This window comes from Pseudoxanthomonas suwonensis (assembly GCF_000972865.1).
Lineage (GTDB): Bacteria > Pseudomonadota > Gammaproteobacteria > Xanthomonadales > Xanthomonadaceae > Pseudoxanthomonas > Pseudoxanthomonas suwonensis_B.
Map to the genome: position 1 here is coordinate 2,227,390 of NZ_CP011144.1, position 17,661 is coordinate 2,245,050.

The 17,661-nt window shown below is 72.2% G+C and carries 12 protein-coding genes; 3 read left to right on the forward strand and 9 right to left on the reverse strand.

Annotation, left to right across the window (positions count from 1 at the left end; genetic code table 11):
• Positions 1-114: 114 nt before the first annotated feature.
• The 3 genes from WQ53_RS09235 to WQ53_RS09245 all read right to left on the reverse strand — a co-directional run bounded on the left by WQ53_RS09235 (position 115) and on the right by WQ53_RS09245 (position 2,835).
• The gene (locus WQ53_RS09235; RefSeq protein ID WP_173427211.1) at positions 115-1,998 is read right to left on the reverse strand and encodes an ABC transporter ATP-binding protein; all 1,884 of its coding nucleotides are present in this window, start codon (positions 1,996-1,998) and stop codon (positions 115-117) included.
• Between the two features lie 106 nt (positions 1,999-2,104).
• Positions 2,105-2,548: a GNAT family N-acetyltransferase gene (locus WQ53_RS09240; RefSeq protein ID WP_052634013.1), complete on the reverse strand. Its 444-nt coding sequence runs from the start codon at positions 2,546-2,548 to the stop codon at positions 2,105-2,107.
• Positions 2,545-2,835 carry a DUF2782 domain-containing protein gene (locus WQ53_RS09245; protein WP_052631901.1) on the reverse strand — a complete coding sequence of 97 codons (291 nt, stop codon included), beginning with the start codon at positions 2,833-2,835 and terminating at the stop codon, positions 2,545-2,547. The genes WQ53_RS09240 and WQ53_RS09245 overlap by 4 nt, the downstream gene beginning before the upstream one ends.
• A 285-nt stretch (positions 2,836-3,120) precedes the next feature.
• Between WQ53_RS09245 and polA the strand changes: the two genes are divergently transcribed.
• A complete protein-coding gene (polA, locus tag WQ53_RS09250; RefSeq protein ID WP_052631902.1) occupies positions 3,121-5,931 on the forward strand; it encodes a DNA polymerase I in 2,811 nt (936 codons plus the stop codon).
• Between the two features lie 443 nt (positions 5,932-6,374).
• On the opposite strand, the gene hemF is transcribed toward polA, so the two are convergent.
• The 3 genes from hemF to WQ53_RS09265 form a co-directional block, all read right to left on the reverse strand.
• A complete protein-coding gene (gene hemF, locus WQ53_RS09255; RefSeq protein ID WP_052634014.1) occupies positions 6,375-7,292 on the reverse strand; it encodes an oxygen-dependent coproporphyrinogen oxidase in 918 nt (305 codons plus the stop codon).
• A gap of 54 nt (positions 7,293-7,346) precedes the next feature.
• Positions 7,347-7,913 carry a hypothetical protein gene (locus WQ53_RS09260; RefSeq protein WP_052631903.1) on the reverse strand — a complete coding sequence of 189 codons (567 nt, stop codon included), beginning with the start codon at positions 7,911-7,913 and terminating at the stop codon, positions 7,347-7,349.
• A 225-nt stretch (positions 7,914-8,138) separates the two neighbouring features.
• Positions 8,139-10,529 carry a S9 family peptidase gene (locus WQ53_RS09265; protein WP_052631904.1) on the reverse strand — a complete coding sequence of 797 codons (2,391 nt, stop codon included), beginning with the start codon at positions 10,527-10,529 and terminating at the stop codon, positions 8,139-8,141.
• A gap of 202 nt (positions 10,530-10,731) precedes the next feature.
• Here WQ53_RS09265 and WQ53_RS09270 point away from each other — a divergent pair, with 202 nt between their 5' ends.
• Together WQ53_RS09270 and WQ53_RS09275 are read left to right on the forward strand one after the other, a co-directional pair.
• Positions 10,732-12,123 (forward strand): AMP-binding protein, encoded by a 1,392-nt coding sequence (locus WQ53_RS09270; RefSeq protein WP_052631905.1) that lies wholly within the window; start codon positions 10,732-10,734, stop codon positions 12,121-12,123.
• A 69-nt stretch (positions 12,124-12,192) separates the two neighbouring features.
• Entirely contained in the window at positions 12,193-13,260 is a 1,068-nt protein-coding gene (locus tag WQ53_RS09275) for a patatin-like phospholipase family protein (protein ID WP_052631906.1), read from the forward strand.
• A 233-nt stretch (positions 13,261-13,493) separates the two neighbouring features.
• Here WQ53_RS09275 and WQ53_RS09280 read toward each other — a convergent pair whose 3' ends face one another.
• The 3 genes from WQ53_RS09280 to WQ53_RS09290 form a co-directional block, all read right to left on the reverse strand.
• On the reverse strand, positions 13,494-14,789 hold the full coding sequence (locus WQ53_RS09280; RefSeq protein WP_052631907.1) for a serine hydrolase domain-containing protein: 1,296 nt from the start codon (positions 14,787-14,789) through the stop codon (positions 13,494-13,496).
• Positions 14,790-15,128: 339 nt separating this feature from the next.
• Complete coding sequence (locus WQ53_RS09285; protein ID WP_052631908.1) at positions 15,129-16,160, reverse strand: pteridine-dependent deoxygenase; 1,032 nt, start codon at positions 16,158-16,160, stop codon at positions 15,129-15,131.
• Positions 16,157-17,563 (reverse strand): NAD(P)/FAD-dependent oxidoreductase, encoded by a 1,407-nt coding sequence (locus WQ53_RS09290; RefSeq protein WP_082112937.1) that lies wholly within the window; start codon positions 17,561-17,563, stop codon positions 16,157-16,159. The genes WQ53_RS09285 and WQ53_RS09290 overlap by 4 nt, the downstream gene beginning before the upstream one ends.
• Positions 17,564-17,661: the final 98 nt, after the last annotated feature.

The window sequence follows — 17,661 nt, forward strand, 5'->3', positions numbered from 1 at the left end:
CGGCCCGGTGGGGCTCCCCGCCCATGCCCGCCCGTCGTCCCGGCGAACGCCGGGACGACGGTTTTCGGGATCGGTCCTGGCGCCTTTACGGATCGGTGCTGCCGCGATGCGGCGTCACCTGGTGCTCGACGGCTCCGCTTCGCCCTCGGCTTCCGCCTCCGCCTCCAGTTCCAGGAACCCGCCCGACTGCCGCTGCCATAGCTGCGCGTACAGCCCGCCGCGGGCCAGCAGCTGCTCGTGGGTGCCCTGCTCGGCGATCCGGCCCTGGTCCATCACCACCAGCCGGTCCATCGCCGCGATGGTCGACAGGCGATGCGCGATCGCGATCACCGTCTTGCCTTCCATCAGCCGGTACAGGTTCTCCTGGATCACCGCCTCGACTTCCGAGTCGAGTGCCGAGGTCGCCTCGTCCAGCACCAGGATCGGCGCGTTCTTCAGCAGCACACGGGCGATGGCGATGCGCTGGCGCTGGCCGCCGGACAGCTTGACCCCGCGCTCGCCGACCTGGGCGTCGTAGCCGCGCCGGTCCTTGGCGTCGACCAGCTCCTGGATGAAGCCGTCGGCATTGGCCTGGCGCGCGGCCTCGACCAGTTCCGCCTCGGTCGCGTCCGGGCGGCCGTAGAGGATGTTGTCGCGCACCGAGCGGTGCAGCAGCGAGGTGTCCTGGGTGACCACACCGATCGAGGCGCGCAGCGAATCCTGGGTCACCGTGGCGATGTCGGTACCGTCGATCCGGATCGCGCCGGCCTCGCGGTCGTAGAAGCGCAGCAGCAGGTTGACCAGGGTCGACTTGCCGGCGCCGGAACGGCCGACCAGGCCGACCTTCTCGCCGGGGCGGATGTGCAGGTCCAGGCCCTCGATCACGCCGCCCTGCTTGCCGTAGTGGAAGGTGACGTGCTCGAAGCGGATGTCGCCGCGCACCGGGCCATGCGCGTCCAGCGCCTGCGCGCCGGGCGCGTCGTCCACCGTGGCCGGCAGCGCGATCGAGTTGATCCCGTCCTGGACCGTGCCGATGTTCTCGAACAGCGCCGACATCTCCCACATGATCCACTGCGACATGCCCATCAGCCGCAGCACGAAGGCGATCGCCACCGCGATCGCGCCGACGCTGACCGCGTCCTGCATCCACAGGCCTATGCCGGTGGCGGCCACCGCGAACAGCAGCAGCATGTTCAGGGTGTCGTTGCTGACGTTGACGATGGTGGCCAGGCGCATCTGCCGGTGCACCGTGCCCAGGAACTCGTCCATCGATTCGTGCGCGTAGGCCTCCTCGCGCCGCGAATGCGAGAACAGCTTGACCGTGGCGATGTTGGTGTAGCTGTCGACGATCCGGCCGGTCATCATCGAGCGCGCATCGGCCTGTTGCTGGGCGACCTTGTTCAGGCGCGGGATCGCGTAACGCAGCAGCGCCGCGTAGCCCACCAGCCACACCGCGAACGGCAGCATCAGCCGCCAGTCGGCCGCGGCGGCCACGATCAGCGCGCCGCCGAAGTAGACGACCACGTAGTTGCCCACGTCCAGCAGCTTGATCACCGTCTCGCGCACCGCCAGCGAGGTCTGCATCAGCTTGGTGGAGATGCGCCCGGCGAACTCGTCCTGGAAGTAGCCCATCGACTGGCGCAGGAGGTAGCGGTGCACCTGCCAGCGGATCCGCATCGGGAAGTTGCCGAGCAGCGTCTGGTGGATGACCAGCGCGCTGAGCAGGTTCAGCGCCGGCATCACCACCAGCACCACCAGTGCCATCAGCACGAAGTTCCAGCCCTCCGCCTGCAGGAAGGTGGCCGGGGTATGGCTGGACAGGCGATCCACGATCGAGCCGGTGAACGCGTACAGCGACACCTCGGTCACAGCGATCGCGGTGGTCAGTAGCGCCATCAGCGCCAGCCACGGTTCGGTGCCGCGCGTGTAGTGGCGGCAGAACGCGTACAGCGAGCGCGGGGGCTGGGTGGCGGGAGCGGCCGGATACGGGTCCAGCCGGGTTTCGAACCAGCGCAGCATGGTCTTGTCGATCCTGTCCTTGTGGGCACGGACCGGCATCCGTGCGGGCCGCCCATTGTCGGCCAATCGCGGCGCGCCAGCGTGAGCGCCGGCGGAACGCGCTGGTTCAGCCGTCGAGCGCCGCCTTGAAGTGGAACGCCACGATCCGCAGCCGCTCGCGCAGGTAGAAGGCGTGGGCGTCGATCCGCTGGGTGCCCGAATCCAGCTGCAGGCTGGTGCAACCCAGCCCGGCGGCGCGTTCCTTCAGCCAGTCCAGCAGCGCCTTGCCATGGCCGGCGCTGCGGGCGTGCGTGTCGGTGACCAGGTCGTCGACGTACAGCAAGCGGCCGTGGGCGAGCATCTCCTGCACGCGCCAGCCGGCGAAGGCGCGGACCACGCCGTCGGCGTCGTGCAGCACCGTGGCCTGCCAGCCCTCGGCCCGCTGGCGCAGGGCCGCGGCCACGAACGCGTCCTCGTCCAGGTGCGGGCGCAGCTGCGCGACCACCGGCCAGGCGGCGCGCAGGGTGGCTTCGTCGTCGGCGGGGCGGATGTCCGCCGTGGCGCCGTTCACCACGAGAACAGCTTCCAGTAGGTCTGCGGCAGCTTGTCGGCATCGTCGCGGTCGAGCGCGCCGTCGCCGTCGCGGTCGTACAGGTAATAGGGTGCGCCGCGGACCGGGGTGATCTTGACCATCCGCAGCTGGCTGCCGACCCGGTATTCCTCGAGCACGTCGCCGTTGTCGAGGGTGCGGACCGCCACTTCGGCGCCGGTGAGGTCGACCGGGGCGCCGCCCTGGGTGGCGCAGCCGGCGGACAGCAGCGCGGCGAGCACGGCGGCGGACAGGATCGGCAGGCGCATGGCGGGATCTCCTCGACGTGGACCGGCATTATGCGCCAGCGTGCGTGGACGGGATGCGTGCTTCGGGATGGGCCGCCGTGATCGATGCGTCCACGCTGTCGCAGGACGACCCCGGCACGTCGGTTCACCGACCTTGTAGGAGCTGGCTTCAGCCGGCGACACGGGCGTCAGGAACCATGAAGGAGTCGCCTGTGCCGGCGTGGCGTGTCGCCGGCTGAAGCCAGCTCCTACAAGAAGATCGGGGCGGCGGAGCCGTCCGCCGGCAGCGGCCGCTAGAATGCGCCGATGACACGCCTCGTACTGATCGACGGTTCCAGCTACCTGTACCGCGCCTTCCACGCGCTGCCGCCGCTGAGCAACGCGGCCGGCGAGCCGACCGGCGCGCTGTTCGGCGTGGTCAACATGCTGCGCGCCACGCTCAAGGAAAGACCCGACTACGTCGCCTTCGTGGTCGACGCCCCGGGCAAGACCTTCCGCGACGACCTCTACCCCGAATACAAGGCCAACCGCCCGCCGATGCCTGACGAGCTGCGCGCGCAGGTGCAGCCGATGTGCGAGATCGTGCATGCACTGGGGATCGACATCCTGCGGGTGGAGGGCGTGGAGGCCGACGACGTGATCGGCACCCTGGCGGTGCAGGCCGCCGCCGCCGGCATGGAGGTCACCATCTCCACCGGCGACAAGGACTTCGCCCAGCTGGTGCGCGCCAACGGCGCCGCCGCGGGCTCGATCGTGCTGGTCAACACCATGACCGGCAGCCGCATGGATTCCGACGCCGCGGTGGAGGAGAAGTTCGGCGTGCCGCCGCAGCGCATCGTCGATCTGCTGGCGCTGATGGGCGACACCATCGACAACGTGATCGGGGTGGAGAAGTGCGGGCCGAAGACCGCGGCCAAGTGGCTTGGCGAGTACGGTTCGCTGGACGGGGTGATCGCCCAGGCCGGCTCCATCAAGGGCAAGGTCGGCGACAACCTGCGCACGGCACTGCCGCGGCTGCCGCTGAACCGCGAACTGGTCACCATCAAGACCGACGTCGCGCTGGAGTACGGTCCCGACGCGCTGCGCCTGCGCGAGCCGCACGTGGATGAGCTGCGCGCGCTGTACGCCCGCTACGGGTTCAACCAGGCGTTGAAGGAACTGGAGGCCGGCGCGGTGGCCGCCGAGGGCGGCAGCGGTGGCCCGGTGCTGGCGGTGGCCGAGAAGGAGCCCGGTCGTTCTCGCGGCAGCGGCTTCGTCGCCGCCATGGCCGAAGCGCCGGCTGCCGGCCTGGACCCGGCGCTGGCCGCGCCCGGCGAGTACGAGGCGATCTTCGATGCCGAACGCCTGCAGGCCTGGATCGCGCGTCTGCGCGCGGCCGGCGAGTTCGCCTTCGACACCGAGACCGACAGCCTGGACCCGATGCGCGCCAGCCTGGTCGGCCTGAGCTTCGCCGCCGAGCCGGGCGTGGCCGCCTACGTGCCGCTGGCCCACGACTATCCCGGCGCGCCGCCGCAGCTGGACCGCGCGCAGGCCCTGGACCTGCTGCGCCCGCTGCTGGCCGACCCGGCCGTGCGCAAGCTCGGCCAGCACGGCAAGTACGATCTGCACGTGATGCGCCGCCACGGCGTCGAGCTGGCCGGCTACGCCGACGACACCCTGCTGGAGAGCTTCGTACTTAACTCCGGCAGCGCCCGCCACGACATGGACAGCCTCGCCCGCCGCTGGCTGGGCTACGAGACGCTGAAGTACCAGGACGTGGCCGGCAAGGGTGCCAAGCAGATCCCGTTCACCCAGGTGGGCGTGGACGAGGCCACCCGCTACGCCGCCGAGGACGCCGACATCACCCTGCGCCTGCACCGGGTGCTGGCGCCGCAGCTGGCCGCCGAGCCGGCGCTGGAGGCGGTCTACCGCGACATCGAGATGCCGCTGGTGCCGGTGCTGGCGCGGATCGAGGCCAACGGGGTCAAGGTCGACGTCGAGGAGCTGCGGCGGCAGAGCGCGGACTTGTCGCGGCGCATGCTCGCCGCGCAGCAGAAGGCCACCGAACTGGCCGGCCGCGCCTTCAACCTGGATTCGCCCAAGCAGCTGTGCGCGCTGCTGTTTGAGGAACTCAAGCTGCCGGCGCTGGTGAAGACGCCCAAGGGCCAGCCCTCGACCAACGAGGAGGCGCTGGAGGCGATCGCCGACCAGCACGAACTGCCGCGGGTGATCCTCGAGTACCGCGGCCTGGCCAAGCTGCGCAGCACCTACACCGACAAGCTGCCGGAGATGGTCAACCCGGACACCGGCCGGGTCCACACCAGCTACCACCAGGCCGGCGCGGCGACCGGACGGCTGTCCTCGTCCGACCCGAACCTGCAGAACATCCCGATCCGCACCGACGACGGCCGCCGCATCCGCCGCGCCTTCGTCGCCCCGCCGGGACGCAAGCTGGTGGCCTGCGACTACTCGCAGATCGAGCTGCGGATCATGGCCCACCTGTCGCAGGACCCGGGCCTGGTGCGCGCGTTCGAATCCGGCGCCGACATCCACAAGGCCACCGCCGCCGAGGTGTTCGGGCGGCGGCTGGAAGAGGTCACCGGCAACGAGCGGCGCGCGGCCAAGGCGATCAACTTCGGCCTGATGTACGGCATGAGCGCGTTCGGCCTGGCCAAGCAGCTGGGCATCGGCCGCGGCGAGGCCCAGGACTACATCGCCCTGTACTTCAGCCGCTACCCGGGGGTGCGCGACTACATGGAGCGCACCCGCGAGCAGGCGCGCGGGCAGGGCTACGTGGAGACCGTGTTCGGCCGCCGCCTGTACCTGGAGTACATCCGCGCCGGCAACCAGGCCCAGCGCGCCGGCGCCGAGCGCGCGGCGATCAACGCGCCGATGCAGGGCACCGCGGCCGACATCATCAAGCGGGCGATGATCGCGGTGGATGGCTGGCTGGCAGGGCACCGGGACCAGGCGCTGATGATCCTGCAGGTCCACGACGAACTGGTGTTCGAGGCCGAGGAAGGGTTCGTGCCGACCCTGGTCGAGGAGGTGGGCCGGCGGATGGGGTCAGCAGCGCAACTGAGCGTCCCGCTGGTGGTGGAAAGCGGCATTGGCGACAACTGGGACGAGGCACATTGACGGCGATTCAGGCACTTGCCGCACATTCGCGAAGCGATGTCACAGTGCGGTGGCCCGACCCCTGGCGCACGGATGAATCCGTGCTAAATCCAAGCTTTTTTTAACCCGTTCCTTCACGATCCATCAATGTGTCGGATGCTGATATAGGCCCCGACAGGTGCAACGCCTGTCGCGGATCTCTCCCTTCCCCTGGAGCAGATCTACCCGGAACGGGGCTCCTCCCCAAGCACCGTTCCCCAGCCCCGTCGACCTCCCCCTGGTCGGCGGGGCTTTTTATTTGCGCCGCCCCAACCCTCGCACCTTCACATGTGTTGTAGGAGCCGGGTTCAGCCGGCGACCCGACGCCGTCGGAATCACGGGGGCGTCGCCTGTGCCGACGGCGTCGGGTCGCCGGCTGAACCCGGCTCCTACAACAAGCAAGCCGAGGCCGCGCGGTGGGCCGCCTACACCCAGTCGCGCGGCACCAGGTACTCCTGCAGCCGGGCCTCGGCGCTGTCCGGCTCGGGCTGGAAGCCGTATTCCCAGCGCACCCGCGGCGGCAGGCTCATCAGGATCGACTCGGTGCGTCCGCCGCTCTGCAGCCCGAACAGGGTGCCGCGGTCGTAGACCAGGTTGAACTCGACGTAGCGGCCGCGCCGGTACAGCTGGAACTCGCGCTCGCGTTCCCCGTACGGGGTGTCCTTGCGGCGGGCCACGATCGGCAGGTAGGCGTCGAGGAAGCCGTCGCCGACCGCGCGCAGGTAGGCGAAATCGCGCTCGAAGTCGCCGTGCAGGTCGTCGAAGAACAGGCCGCCGACGCCGCGGGTCTCATGGCGGTGGCGCAGGAAGAAGTACTCGTCGCACCAGCGCTTGTGCTCGGCGTAGCGCTCCGGGCCGAACGGCGCGCACAGGTCGGCCGCGGTGCGGTGCCAGTGCGCCACGTCCTCGTCGAACGGGTAGAACGGGGTCAGGTCGAAGCCGCCGCCGAACCACCAGGCCACGGTCTCGCCGTCGCGCTCGGCGCGAAAGTGGCGGACGTTGGCGTGGGTGGTCGGCAGGTACGGGTTGCGCGGGTGGAACACCAGCGACACCCCGGTGGCCCGCCAGGAGGCGCCGGCCAGTTCCGGCCGCGCCGCGCTGGCCGAGGGCGGCAGGCGGGTGCCGGCCACGTCGGAGAAGCCGATCCCGGCCTGCTCGAACACCGCGCCCTCGCGCAGCACCCGGGTGCGGCCGCCGCCGGCATGGGTCGCGCCGCCCTCCGGGCTGCGGCGCCAGGCGTCCTCGGCGAACCGGGCCTGGCCGTCGACGGCCTCGATGGCCGCGCAGATCCGGTCCTGCAGGCCAGTCAGGTAGTCGCGTATGGCGTCGAAGTTCGGGTCCATGCGGCGCATTCTAGCGGGGGCACCTGGGCTGCCCTTGATCGCGATCAAGCCCTGTCAGGCGCCGCGCCGACCGAATTCGGCGCGTACCGGGGCCGTGCACAGCTTCCACACGATCCAGCCGTGCAGGCCGGCGAAGAACAGCGCGCCGAGCAGGCTGGTGGCGAAGGTGGTGTTGCGGTTGAACTGCATCTGCGCGGTGAACTGCCGGCCGTCGGGGGTGTCCAGGTACTCCGCCGGGAACATGCCGACCAGGCCGTCGAAGAACGGCCCGACCAGGGCCAGGCCGGCGAAGTTGGCCAGCGCGCCGGCGACCAGCAGGGCGATGAAGCCCAGCCGCGCCCATTCGCGCCGCTTCAGCAGGCCCCAGGCCACCGCCAGGAACAGCGCCGACAGCAGCAGTACCGCCAGCGACAGCGCGTGCCGGTGCTCCAGCGTCCACAGCAGCCCCGGCGGCACCCCGGGCTCGGCCGCCATCCGGGCCACCGCAGCGTCCGGCAGCAGCAGCGCCAGGACCGTCTGCGCCAGCGCCCAGAGCAGGCCCAGCGCCGCCAGCACCAGCGAGATGCGGGCCAGGACGGTGACGAAGCCGGTGGCGACGGGCAGCGGGGGCGGTGTGTTCATGCGGGGCCTGGCGGGGAACCAGGCCCATTGTGCCGGCACGTGGCCGTCTGTAGGAGCGGGCATGACCGCGACCCGACGCCGTCGGAATAACGAGGGCGTCGCCTGTGCCGACGGCGTCGGGTCGCGGTCATGCCCGCTCCTACAACCGCCGGGCCGGGGCGGGGATCAGTGGACCCCCGCCCCCGGGAACGGCGGCTGCGGCGCGCGCCGCCCCGTCCGCCGCGCTCACTTCAGGGTGTTCTCGAACAACTTGAGGATGCGCTTGTACTGGTCCAGCCACGAGTCGGCGCGGGTATAGGCATGCCGCTCGAGCGGGTAGGCGGCCAGCTCCCAGTCGTCCTTGCGCAGTTCGATCAGGCGCTGGGTCAGCACCACCGAGTCGCGGAAGAACACGTTGTCGTCGATCATGCCGTGGGCGATCAGCAGGTGGTCCTGCAGGCCCTCGGCGTACTCGATCGGCGAGGACTTGCGGTAGGCCTCCGGGTCGAGCTCGGGGGTGTTGAGGATGTTGGACGTGTATTCGTGGTTGTACTGGGTCCAGTCCACCACCGGGCGCAGCGCGGCGCCGGCCTTGAACGTGCCCGGCGAACGGAACAGGGCCATGAAGGTCATGAAGCCGCCGTAGCTGCCGCCGTAGATGCCGGCGCGGTCGCGGTCGCCCTGGTGGTTCGCCACCAGCCAGTCCAGGCCATCGAGGTAGTCCTCCAGTTCCGGGTGGCCCATCTGCCGGTAGATCGCGGTGCGCCAGTCGCGGCCGTAGCCCTTGCTGCCGCGGAAGTCCAGGTCCAGCACCACGTAGCCGCGCTCGACCAGCAGGTGGTGGAACATCTGCTCGCGGAAGTAGTTCGGGTAGCGCGCCGAGACGTTCTGCAGGTAGCCGGCGCCGTGCACGAACATCGCCACCGGATACTTGCGGCCCGGCTCGTAGTCCTTCGGCCCGTAGAACTTGCCCCACACCACGCCGGCGCCGTGCCTGGACGGCACTTGCACGTATTCGGGGCGGATCCACTCGCGTGCCTTGAACGCGGCGCTGCGGGTGTCGGTCAGCACGCGGGCGTCGCCGCCGGCCACCGGCGCCACCGCCAGCTGCGGCGGCAGGTAGCTGTCGGAGTAGCGCACCAGCACCTGGCGGCCGTCGGGCGAGAGGCTGAAGTCCTCCACCCCGTCGAGCGCGGTCAACTCGCGCACCTGGCTGCTGGCCAGGTCCAGCGCGCAGACCTCGTAGTCGCCCGGCCACTGCCGGTTGCACAGGAACAGGAAGCCGCCGCCATCGGCGCTGGGCACCGGCGCGGAGACCTCCCACTGGCCGGAGGTGCGCTGCCGCGGCCGCTCGCTGCCGGCCTGGGTGTACAGGTGCGAGAACCCGGATTCCTCCGACAGCAGCCACAGCGTGCGGTTGTCCGCCAGCCAGCCGAAGTCGTTGAACTCCCAGTTGATCCAGGCCGGATCGGTGAGCCGGTGGCGCGGCTGCAGCGTCGCGGCGCCCAGGTCGACGGCGGCGATCCAGCGGTCCTTGTTGTCGATCGCGCGCAGCATCACCGCGGCCTGGCGGCCATCGCCGCTCCAGCGGATGTTCGGCCCGCCGCGGCCGCTGCCGACCTGAACCGGGCGCAGGCCCTTGAGCGGATCCTTGCCGGCGGCCCGGCGCAGCGCGGCCAGCGGATCGACGCCGATCCCGGGCAGCGGCTCGAACGCGAGCGGGCGCACGCGGCCGTCGGCCGCGTCCACCAGCCACAGCGCGTGCGGCAGCGGGTCGTTGCGGCCGACCCGGGTGCGCACCGTCTCGAACTCCTCGTAGCCGGATTCGGTGACGTAGGTCGGCATCTTGCCTTCGCGGCCGGCGTCGGCGCCCTTCTTGCGGGTCACCACCAGCAGGTGGCGCGCGTCCGGCGACAGGCTGCTGTCGACGATCTCGACGTCGTCGCCAAGGTAGGCCGGGCCGGGCGCGCGGGTCGGATCGGCCTTGCGCCAGGTCTCCTCCTGCGCGCGCTGCGCCTCGCGCTGCTCGCGGTCGCGGCGCAGGGTGTCGAGGGTGCGCAGCTGCTGCTCGCGCAGCGCGTCGGGCTTGGGCGCCGCGGCCGGGTCCTTCTCGGCCTTGAGCGAGGCGACCTGGACGGTGCCGCCGCCGGCGCTCCACTTGAACCAGTCGTGGCCGGCGCGCCACAGCACCCCGCCGTCGGCGGCGAAGCGCGGCTGCGACTCGGCCGCGGCGCTGCGGGTGAGCTGGGTCAGCGCACCGCTGGCCAGGTCGCGCAGGAACACGTCGCCGTTGCGGACGAAGACCATGCGCCGGCGCTGCGCGTCGTAGACCGGATCGGGCGCGTCCAGGCCGCCGCGTTCGGCATCGCCCACCTTCTGCAGCGCGCCGCCGGCCACCGGCTGGCGCCAGGTGTCGCGGATCGGGCCGCCTTCGCGCTTGAGCAGCAGCTGCGCCTCGCGGCTGTCCCAGCTCCACCAGGCACGTTCGACCGGCGGGCCGATCCAGTCCGGGTCGGCCATGGCCTGTTCGATCGCCAGCGGGGTGGCGGAGGTCGTCGGCGCCTCCTGGGCGGCGGCCGGCAGCAGGGACATCGGCAGCAGGAGCAGGGGCAGGGCACGCAGCAGCGGTCGGGTCATCGGACGGGACGGAAGTGGAGGGCGAAGCCGCGCAGGGTAGCAGCCCGGTCCGCGGCGGCCACTGTGGAAGGTCATGCCGGGGCGGGCCGGGCGCACGCTTTGGCGGGCCGGCGCGGCCGTCTTGCCTGGCCGGGCCGGCGCCGCCAAGCTAGCCACGCATGCAGGGCAGGCGCGGGGCTTGCCGGGGGAGTGGATCAGCCCGATGTCGGCCGTCATCCAAGCGCACAGTCCGCCGTCCGGGCGCCTGACCCTGGCGGCCGGCGACCCGGAGCGCGTGCTGGTCTTCGGCGACGGCGGAACGCTGACCCTGGGCGCCTTCCAGGCCCGGGCCCGCGCGCTCGCCGCCACCCTGCCCGAGGCGCGCCACGTCGTGCACCTGGCCGAGGACCGCCAGCGGTTCCTGCTCGGCTTCTGCGCCGCGGCGCTGCGCGGCCAGGTCGCACTGCTGCCGCCGTCCGGCGCGCCGGGCACGGTCGCCGAGATCCTGGAAGCCCACGCCAGCGACGGTGCCTACCGCCTGGACGCCGCCGCGGCTGGCGCATCGCCGGTGGCGGCAAGTACGGAAGCGCCGGCCGGCGCCGGCTTCGAGGTCGACGCCGGCGCCCTGGCCGCGATCGGCTACACCTCCGGCAGCACCGGCAAGCCGCAGGCGCACGCCAAGACCTGGGCCGCCTTCGCCGCCGGTACCACGCAGAACCTGGCGGCGCTGCAGGACCTGTGGGGCGCGGCAGCGCCGTGGATCGTGGCAACGGTGCCGCCGCAGCACATGTACGGGATGGAACTGTCGGTGCTGCTGCCGCTGCTGGGCGGCGCGGCGGTGCATGCCGGCCGGCCGCTGCTGCCGGCCGACGTGGCCCGCGCGCTGGAGCAGGCGCAGGCATCGCGGCTGCTGGTGACCACGCCGGTGCACCTGCGCGCGCTGCTGCAATCGGAGGTGGTGCTGCCGCCGCTGGCCGGGATCGTGTCGGCCACCGCGCCATTGCCGCAGGAACTGGCGGCCGCGGCCGAGGCGCGCTACCGCACCGAGGTGCGCGAGCTGTTCGGCTCGACCGAGACCTGCGTGATCGCGTGCCGGCGCACCGCGCACGACGCGGCGTGGACGCCGCTGCCGGGCGTGCGGCTGGCGCCGCAGCCGGACGGCACCCTGGTGCAGGCACCGCACCTGCCGGCGCCGGTGGCGCTGGCCGACCTGGTCGAACTGCAGGCCGACGGCCGCTTCCGCCTGTGCGGGCGCCAGGCCGACCTGCTGGAGATCGCCGGCAAGCGCGCCTCGCTGGGCGACCTGACCCGGCGCCTGCTCGCCGTGCCCGGCGTGGAGGACGGGGTGGTGCTGCAGCTGGAGCCGGACCGCGCCGGCGGCGTCGGCCGCATCGCCGCGCTGGCGGTGGCGCCGGGGCTGGCGGCCGCCGACATCGTCGAGGCGCTGCGCGGCTCGGTCGACCCGGTGTTCCTGCCGCGCCGGCTGCGGCTGCTGCCGCGGCTGCCGCGCAACGGGACCGGCAAGCTGCGCCGCGACGCGTTGCTGGCGCTGCTGGAGGAGGCGGCGCATGCGCATTCATCCGCCGTCCCGGAAGCGGGCGCCGGCGCGTCCTAGAATCACGCCGCCGCATGCCGCGGCGCCCGCCCGCTCTCCGGTCCCGTGAAAACCCGGCCTTCCCCGTCCATGTTCCCGCGCCGTGCGCTGCCAGCCCTGGCCGCCTTCGTCGTGGCCGCGCTGGTCTCCGCCTGTGGCGGCACGCGGCCGGAAGCGCCGCCGGAGGCGCCGGTGACGCCGCTGCCGCCGGCGCGCGTGGATCCGGTTGTCCCGCCGGTGCGGATCGGCCTGGCCCTGGGCGGCGGCGCGGCCAAGGGTTTCGCCCACATCGGCGTGATCAAGATGCTGGAAGCCAACGGCTTCAAGCCGGACGTGGTCGCCGGCACCAGCGCCGGCAGCGTGGTCGGCGCGCTGTACGCCAGCGGCATGGACCCGTTCCAGCTGCAGGAAAAGGCGGTGGCGCTGGACGAGGCCAGCATCCGCGACGTGCGCCTGTTCGCCGGTGGCCTGGTCCAGGGCCTGAAGCTGCAGGACTACGTCAACGAGCAGGTCGGCAAGCGCCCGATCGAGCGCATGCCCAGGCCGTTCGCGGCGGTGGCCACGCGCCTGGAGACCGGCGAGCGCACCGTGTTCGTGCGCGGCAACGCCGGCCAGGCGGTGCGCGCCTCCAGCAGCGTGCCGGGCGTGTTCGAGCCGGTGACCATCGGCAGCTGGCAGTACGTGGACGGCGGCGTGGTCAGCCCGGTGCCGGTGGACGCGGCGCGCGAGCTGGGCGCCGACTTCGTCATCGCCGTGGACATCTCCAGCAAGGCCCGCGGCAAGCGTCCCGACGGCATGCTCGGCATCGTCAACCAGTCGATCGCGATCATGGGCCAGCGCCTGGGCGAACAGGAACTGGCGCGCGCGGACGTGGTGATCCGGCCCAACGTACTCGACTACGGTTCGGCCGACTTCACCCGCCGCAACCAGGCGATCCTGGAGGGCGAGAAGGCCGCACTGGCCGCGCTGCCGCAGATCCGCGCGCAGCTGGAGCAGCTGCAGGCGCAGCGCCTGGCCGCCGCGCGCGAACAGCAGGCGCGCCTCGCCGCGCAGCGCGAGGCAGCGCTGGTGCCGCCGCCAAAGCCGGCGTGCGAGGACGAGGGCTCGCGCTGGAACCCGCTGCGGCGGAAGGATGCGGCGTGCGGAGCATCGAACTGAGGTAGCGGCTTGTGGATCGATGGAGCGGCTTGCTGCCGAACCATCGTTTCACCGAGCGCTAGCCGTGTCCTGCGCCATTCGCGGGCATCCGGCAGCAATCCGACGCGCCTCCCGCCATTACGCCGTCGTCCCCGCGCAGGCGGGGACCCAGTGCCTTTCGTTCGTGATGGATCCCTGGGGGCCGAAACAGCAAGTCGCTGGGTCCCGGCGTCCGCCGGGACGACGGGAGCGGGCTACTCCCGCGGTGCGGCCGCGGAACTGTCGTCGGCGTACACGGCGTCGCGGAACGCCTTGTGCAGCGGCACCTTGCCGAACGGCACGTACTGGGTGAACAGCACCGCCGCGATCCGGTTGAGCGGGTCGACCCAGAACAGGGTGTTGGCCATGCCGTCCCAGAAGAACTCGCCGACTTCGCCGGAAGCCTCCTCCGCGTTGGCCGGCGGCGCCGTGCGCACCGCGAAGTCGATGCCGAAACCGACCTGGCCCTTGCCCGGCAGCCACGAGCGATCGGTGGCCGCGGCGGGCAGCGCGTCGCTGGCCATCAGCCGCACCGTTTCCGGCCGCAGCACGCGCACGCCGTCCAGCTCGCCGCCGTCGACCAGCATCCGCGCGAAGCGCATGTAGTCGTCCAGGGTGGACACCAGGCCCCAGCCGCCCGGCTTCATCGGCCAGTCGCGGCGGTTGAACTCGAACGCCTTCGCATCGGGGACGCGGGTCATCACGCCGTCGTCGCTGCGCGTGTACAGCGCGGCGATCCGCCCGCGGTCGCCGTCGTGCAGCACGTAGCCGGTGTCCCCCATCCGCAGCGGATCGAAGACATGCTCCTGCAGGTAGCGGTCGAACGGCTGCCCGGACAGCACCTCCACCAGCCGCGCCTGCACGTCGACCGCCGACGAATACAGCCAGCGCGTGCCCGGCGGGTACAGCAGCGGCACCGAGGCCAGCCGGCGCGACGCCTCGGCCAGGGTGATGTCGATGCGCTCCAGGTCGGCCTTGCGATACAGGTCGCCGAACTGGCCGGGCTCGCTACCGCCACCGGCGAAACCGGCGGTATGGCGCATCAGGTCGCGGACCGTGATCGGCCGTGGCGGCGCCGCCAGGATGGGGCGGCCCTTCACGTCGGCGCCCGCGTACACGCGCACGCCGTCGAACTCCGGCAGGTACTTCGCCACCGGGTCGTCGAGCTGGAATTTCCCCTGCTCGTACAGCTGCATCAGCGCCACGCCGGTGACCGGCTTGGTCATCGAGAAGATCTGCACCAGGGTGTCGCGCGCCATCGGCCGCCCGGCCTCGCGGTCGGCCAGGCCGAACGCGCCGAAGTACGCTTCCTGTCCGTCCTGCCAGACCAGCGCCGATGCGCCGACCAGCGCGCCGGAATCGACCAGGCCGCCAAGGACCGTGTCGATGCGTGCGCGGTCGACGCGCGCGACGTCGGCGTGGCCGGGTTCCGCTCCTGCGGCGATGGCGGGTGCAGGGACGAGGGCGGCGAATGCGCCGGCCAACAGCATGCACAGGAACGGACGAGCCATCGCATTCCCCTCCCCGGGGCGTGTCGCCGGCACGGCGGCGGTGGTGCCGCAGTATGGCAAACGCGGGTGGCGGGGGTCGGCAAGGCGAATGCGCCAGCTTCCCGCATGCGCCTGACCGCTCTACCTGCAGGAGCCCAGCTTGCTGGCGGCACGGGTGTCGGAAACATGAGGGCGTCGCCTGCGCTGACGGCGTCGTGTCGCCGGCTGAACCCGGCTCCTACAAACAGCCGCGGTGCGGCCGCTCTTCTGTAGGAGCTGACTTCAGTCGGCGACACGGGCGTCGGCACCATGAGGGCGTCGCCTGTGCCGACGGCGTCGCGTCGCGGGCAAGCCCGGCTCCTACAAGGGCGGTGCGCCGTGCACGCCGTCGATCTCCACCAGCAGTTCGCGCCGGCACACCTGCGCGTGCAGCAGCAGGCAGGGCACCGACCGATCCAGCCGCTGCGCGAGCCGGGCCGCGATCGCCTCGGCGTCGTCGTGATCGCGCACGTAGACCTTGAGCAGGCTGCCGGCGCCGAGCGCCGCCGGCAGAGCCGGCGCCTGCACGCGCGCGGCCGCGACCAGGCTGTCGAGGTTGGCCAGGGTCTCGTCGACCTGCGCCCGCACCTCGCCCGAATGCAGCGAGGCATGGCCGACGATGGCCGCGGTGCCCGACAGCAGCAGCGGCATCGCCGCGTCCGCTGGCGGCAGCATGGCGCGGGCGAAGCTCGGCGACTGCGGGCCGTACTGGCGCGGATAGCGGTAGGCGCTGACCTGGCGCGGGTTCTCCACCGGCCGCCCGGGCGCGCGCGCCGCCAGCCAGTACACCTGCAGCCGGCGCACGCCGTCGCAGCGGCCGATCGCGGTGGCCGCGGGCAGCCGCGCCACGTCCAGCGTCTTCACCCCGGCCATGCCGGCGACGCGGCCGACGCAGAAGCGGCGGTAGCGCTCCTCGTCGTCATCGCCGAGGGTGATGGCGTCCATGTAGTTCCAGATCCGCAGCAGGTGCGGGGTGTCGCAGCCGGCCATGAACGCGCCGAGGCGCGCATAGGCCTGCCTCGCGGCCGCCTCGATGTCGCCTTCCGGTTCGTCGATCTCCAGCGCGCCGAACAGCAGTTGGCCGTCGCTGGCCCACGCCACCTCGCCGTCGCGCCCGCAGTCCACCGGGCCGCCGGCGCGCCACACCTCGACCACCGGCGCGGCCGCGCGCAGCGGCTGCAGCGGCACCCGCAGCCAGCGCGGATCGGGATGGGCCGCGGTCGCGTCGCCGAAGCCGAACACCGCCAGCACGCGCGGGTCGGCCAGCTGCCGTGGCAGCGAGTCGGCCGGCGCGTACCTCACCTCCAGCGCCGGCTCGGCCTGGTGGCCGGCGAAGGGCTGCGGCCGGCTCACGGGTTGCCGCCCTGCAGGGTGTCGCCGCTGAAGCGCTCGCCGACCTGGCGCCGCCGGCGCAGCCAGCCGGCGAACGCGCGCGGCGCCATCTGCAGCGCGGTCAGTGCGTAGACCAGGCGGAACACGCGCAGCCGCCAGCGCACCGGCTTCGAATCGAACACGTCGCCGGCCAGCATCGAGATCACCGCCTGCTCCAGCTGCAGCACGTTGCGCGGCTGCGCGAACAGCGCCTCCATCACCGGCGTGGTGAAGCGGTAGATGAACCAGGAGAAATGGCGCAGGCCGCGGCGCAGGCGCCGGTCCATCGCGCGCTGCTCGGCGGCTTCCCGCGACGGGTCGCGCAGGATCGCGTCCACCGTCCTGGCCGCCTGCTCGCCGCCGTTCATGCCCAGGTACACACCCGAGGAGAACACCGGGTCGATGAAGGCGAAGGCGTCGCCGGCCATCACCCAGCCCGGGCCGTGCATGCGGGTGCAGGTATAGGAGTAGTTGCCGGTGGCGTGCACCGGGGCGATCCGCTCGGCTCCCTGCATCCGCACCCACACCGAGGGCGTGTCGCGCAGGGTCTGCATCAGGAACGACTCGTTGTCGCCCTGGCGGGTCTTCAGGTATTCGGGGAAGCACACCGCGCCCACGCTCATCACGTCGTCGCGCAGCGGGATCAGCCACATCCAGCCGTGGGCGAAGCGCTCGACGGTGATGTTGCCGGCCTCCTCGCCCTCGCGCCGGGCGACGCCGCGGAAGTGGCTGAAGATCGCCGCCGACTGGTGCGCCGGGTTCTTCTCCTTCAGCTTCAGCTTGCTGCCGAGGAAAGTGTCGCGGCCGCTGGCGTCGACCAGGTAGCGCGGACGGAAGGCCAGCGCGTTGCCGTCCGCGTCGCGGGCATGGACCGACGAAGGGCGGCCGTCGGCGCCGAAGTCGACCCGCTCGACCCGGGTCTGCTGCCGCGCATCCACGCCGCTGGCCAGCGCGTTGTCGAACAGCAACTGGTCGAACTCCGAGCGCCTGACCTGGTAGGCGTAGCCGAAGCGCGGGTTGAGCGCGCGGTCGAAGCGGAACACGTTGACGCTGTCGCGGTCGCCGCGCATCGGGAAGTCGGCGCCGGGCTTGTGCACGCCGATCCGGCGCACCTGGTCGAGCACGCCCAGGCGCTCGAGGATCGGCAGGTTCATCGGCAGCAGCGACTCGCCGATGTGGAAGCGCGGGTGGACGTCCTTCTCCAGCAGGGTCACCTGCCAGCCGCGGCGGGCCAGGAAGGTGGCGGCGGTGGTGCCGGCGGGGCCGCCGCCGATGACCAGCACGTCCACCGGAACGCCGGTCCCGGTCGCCTCCGTCGCCGCGTCCGTCGCCCGCTGCTGCGCCTCCGGCGTGGACGGTGCGTTCGACGGGTCGGGGCGGGTCATGCGCAGGCGGCCGGGGCGTGGCGTATGGAGGCCGCGATGATAGCGCGGGCGGTCGCGGCCCGGCGTCACCGCCGCCGCGGACTTGCGCGGGGGCGGCC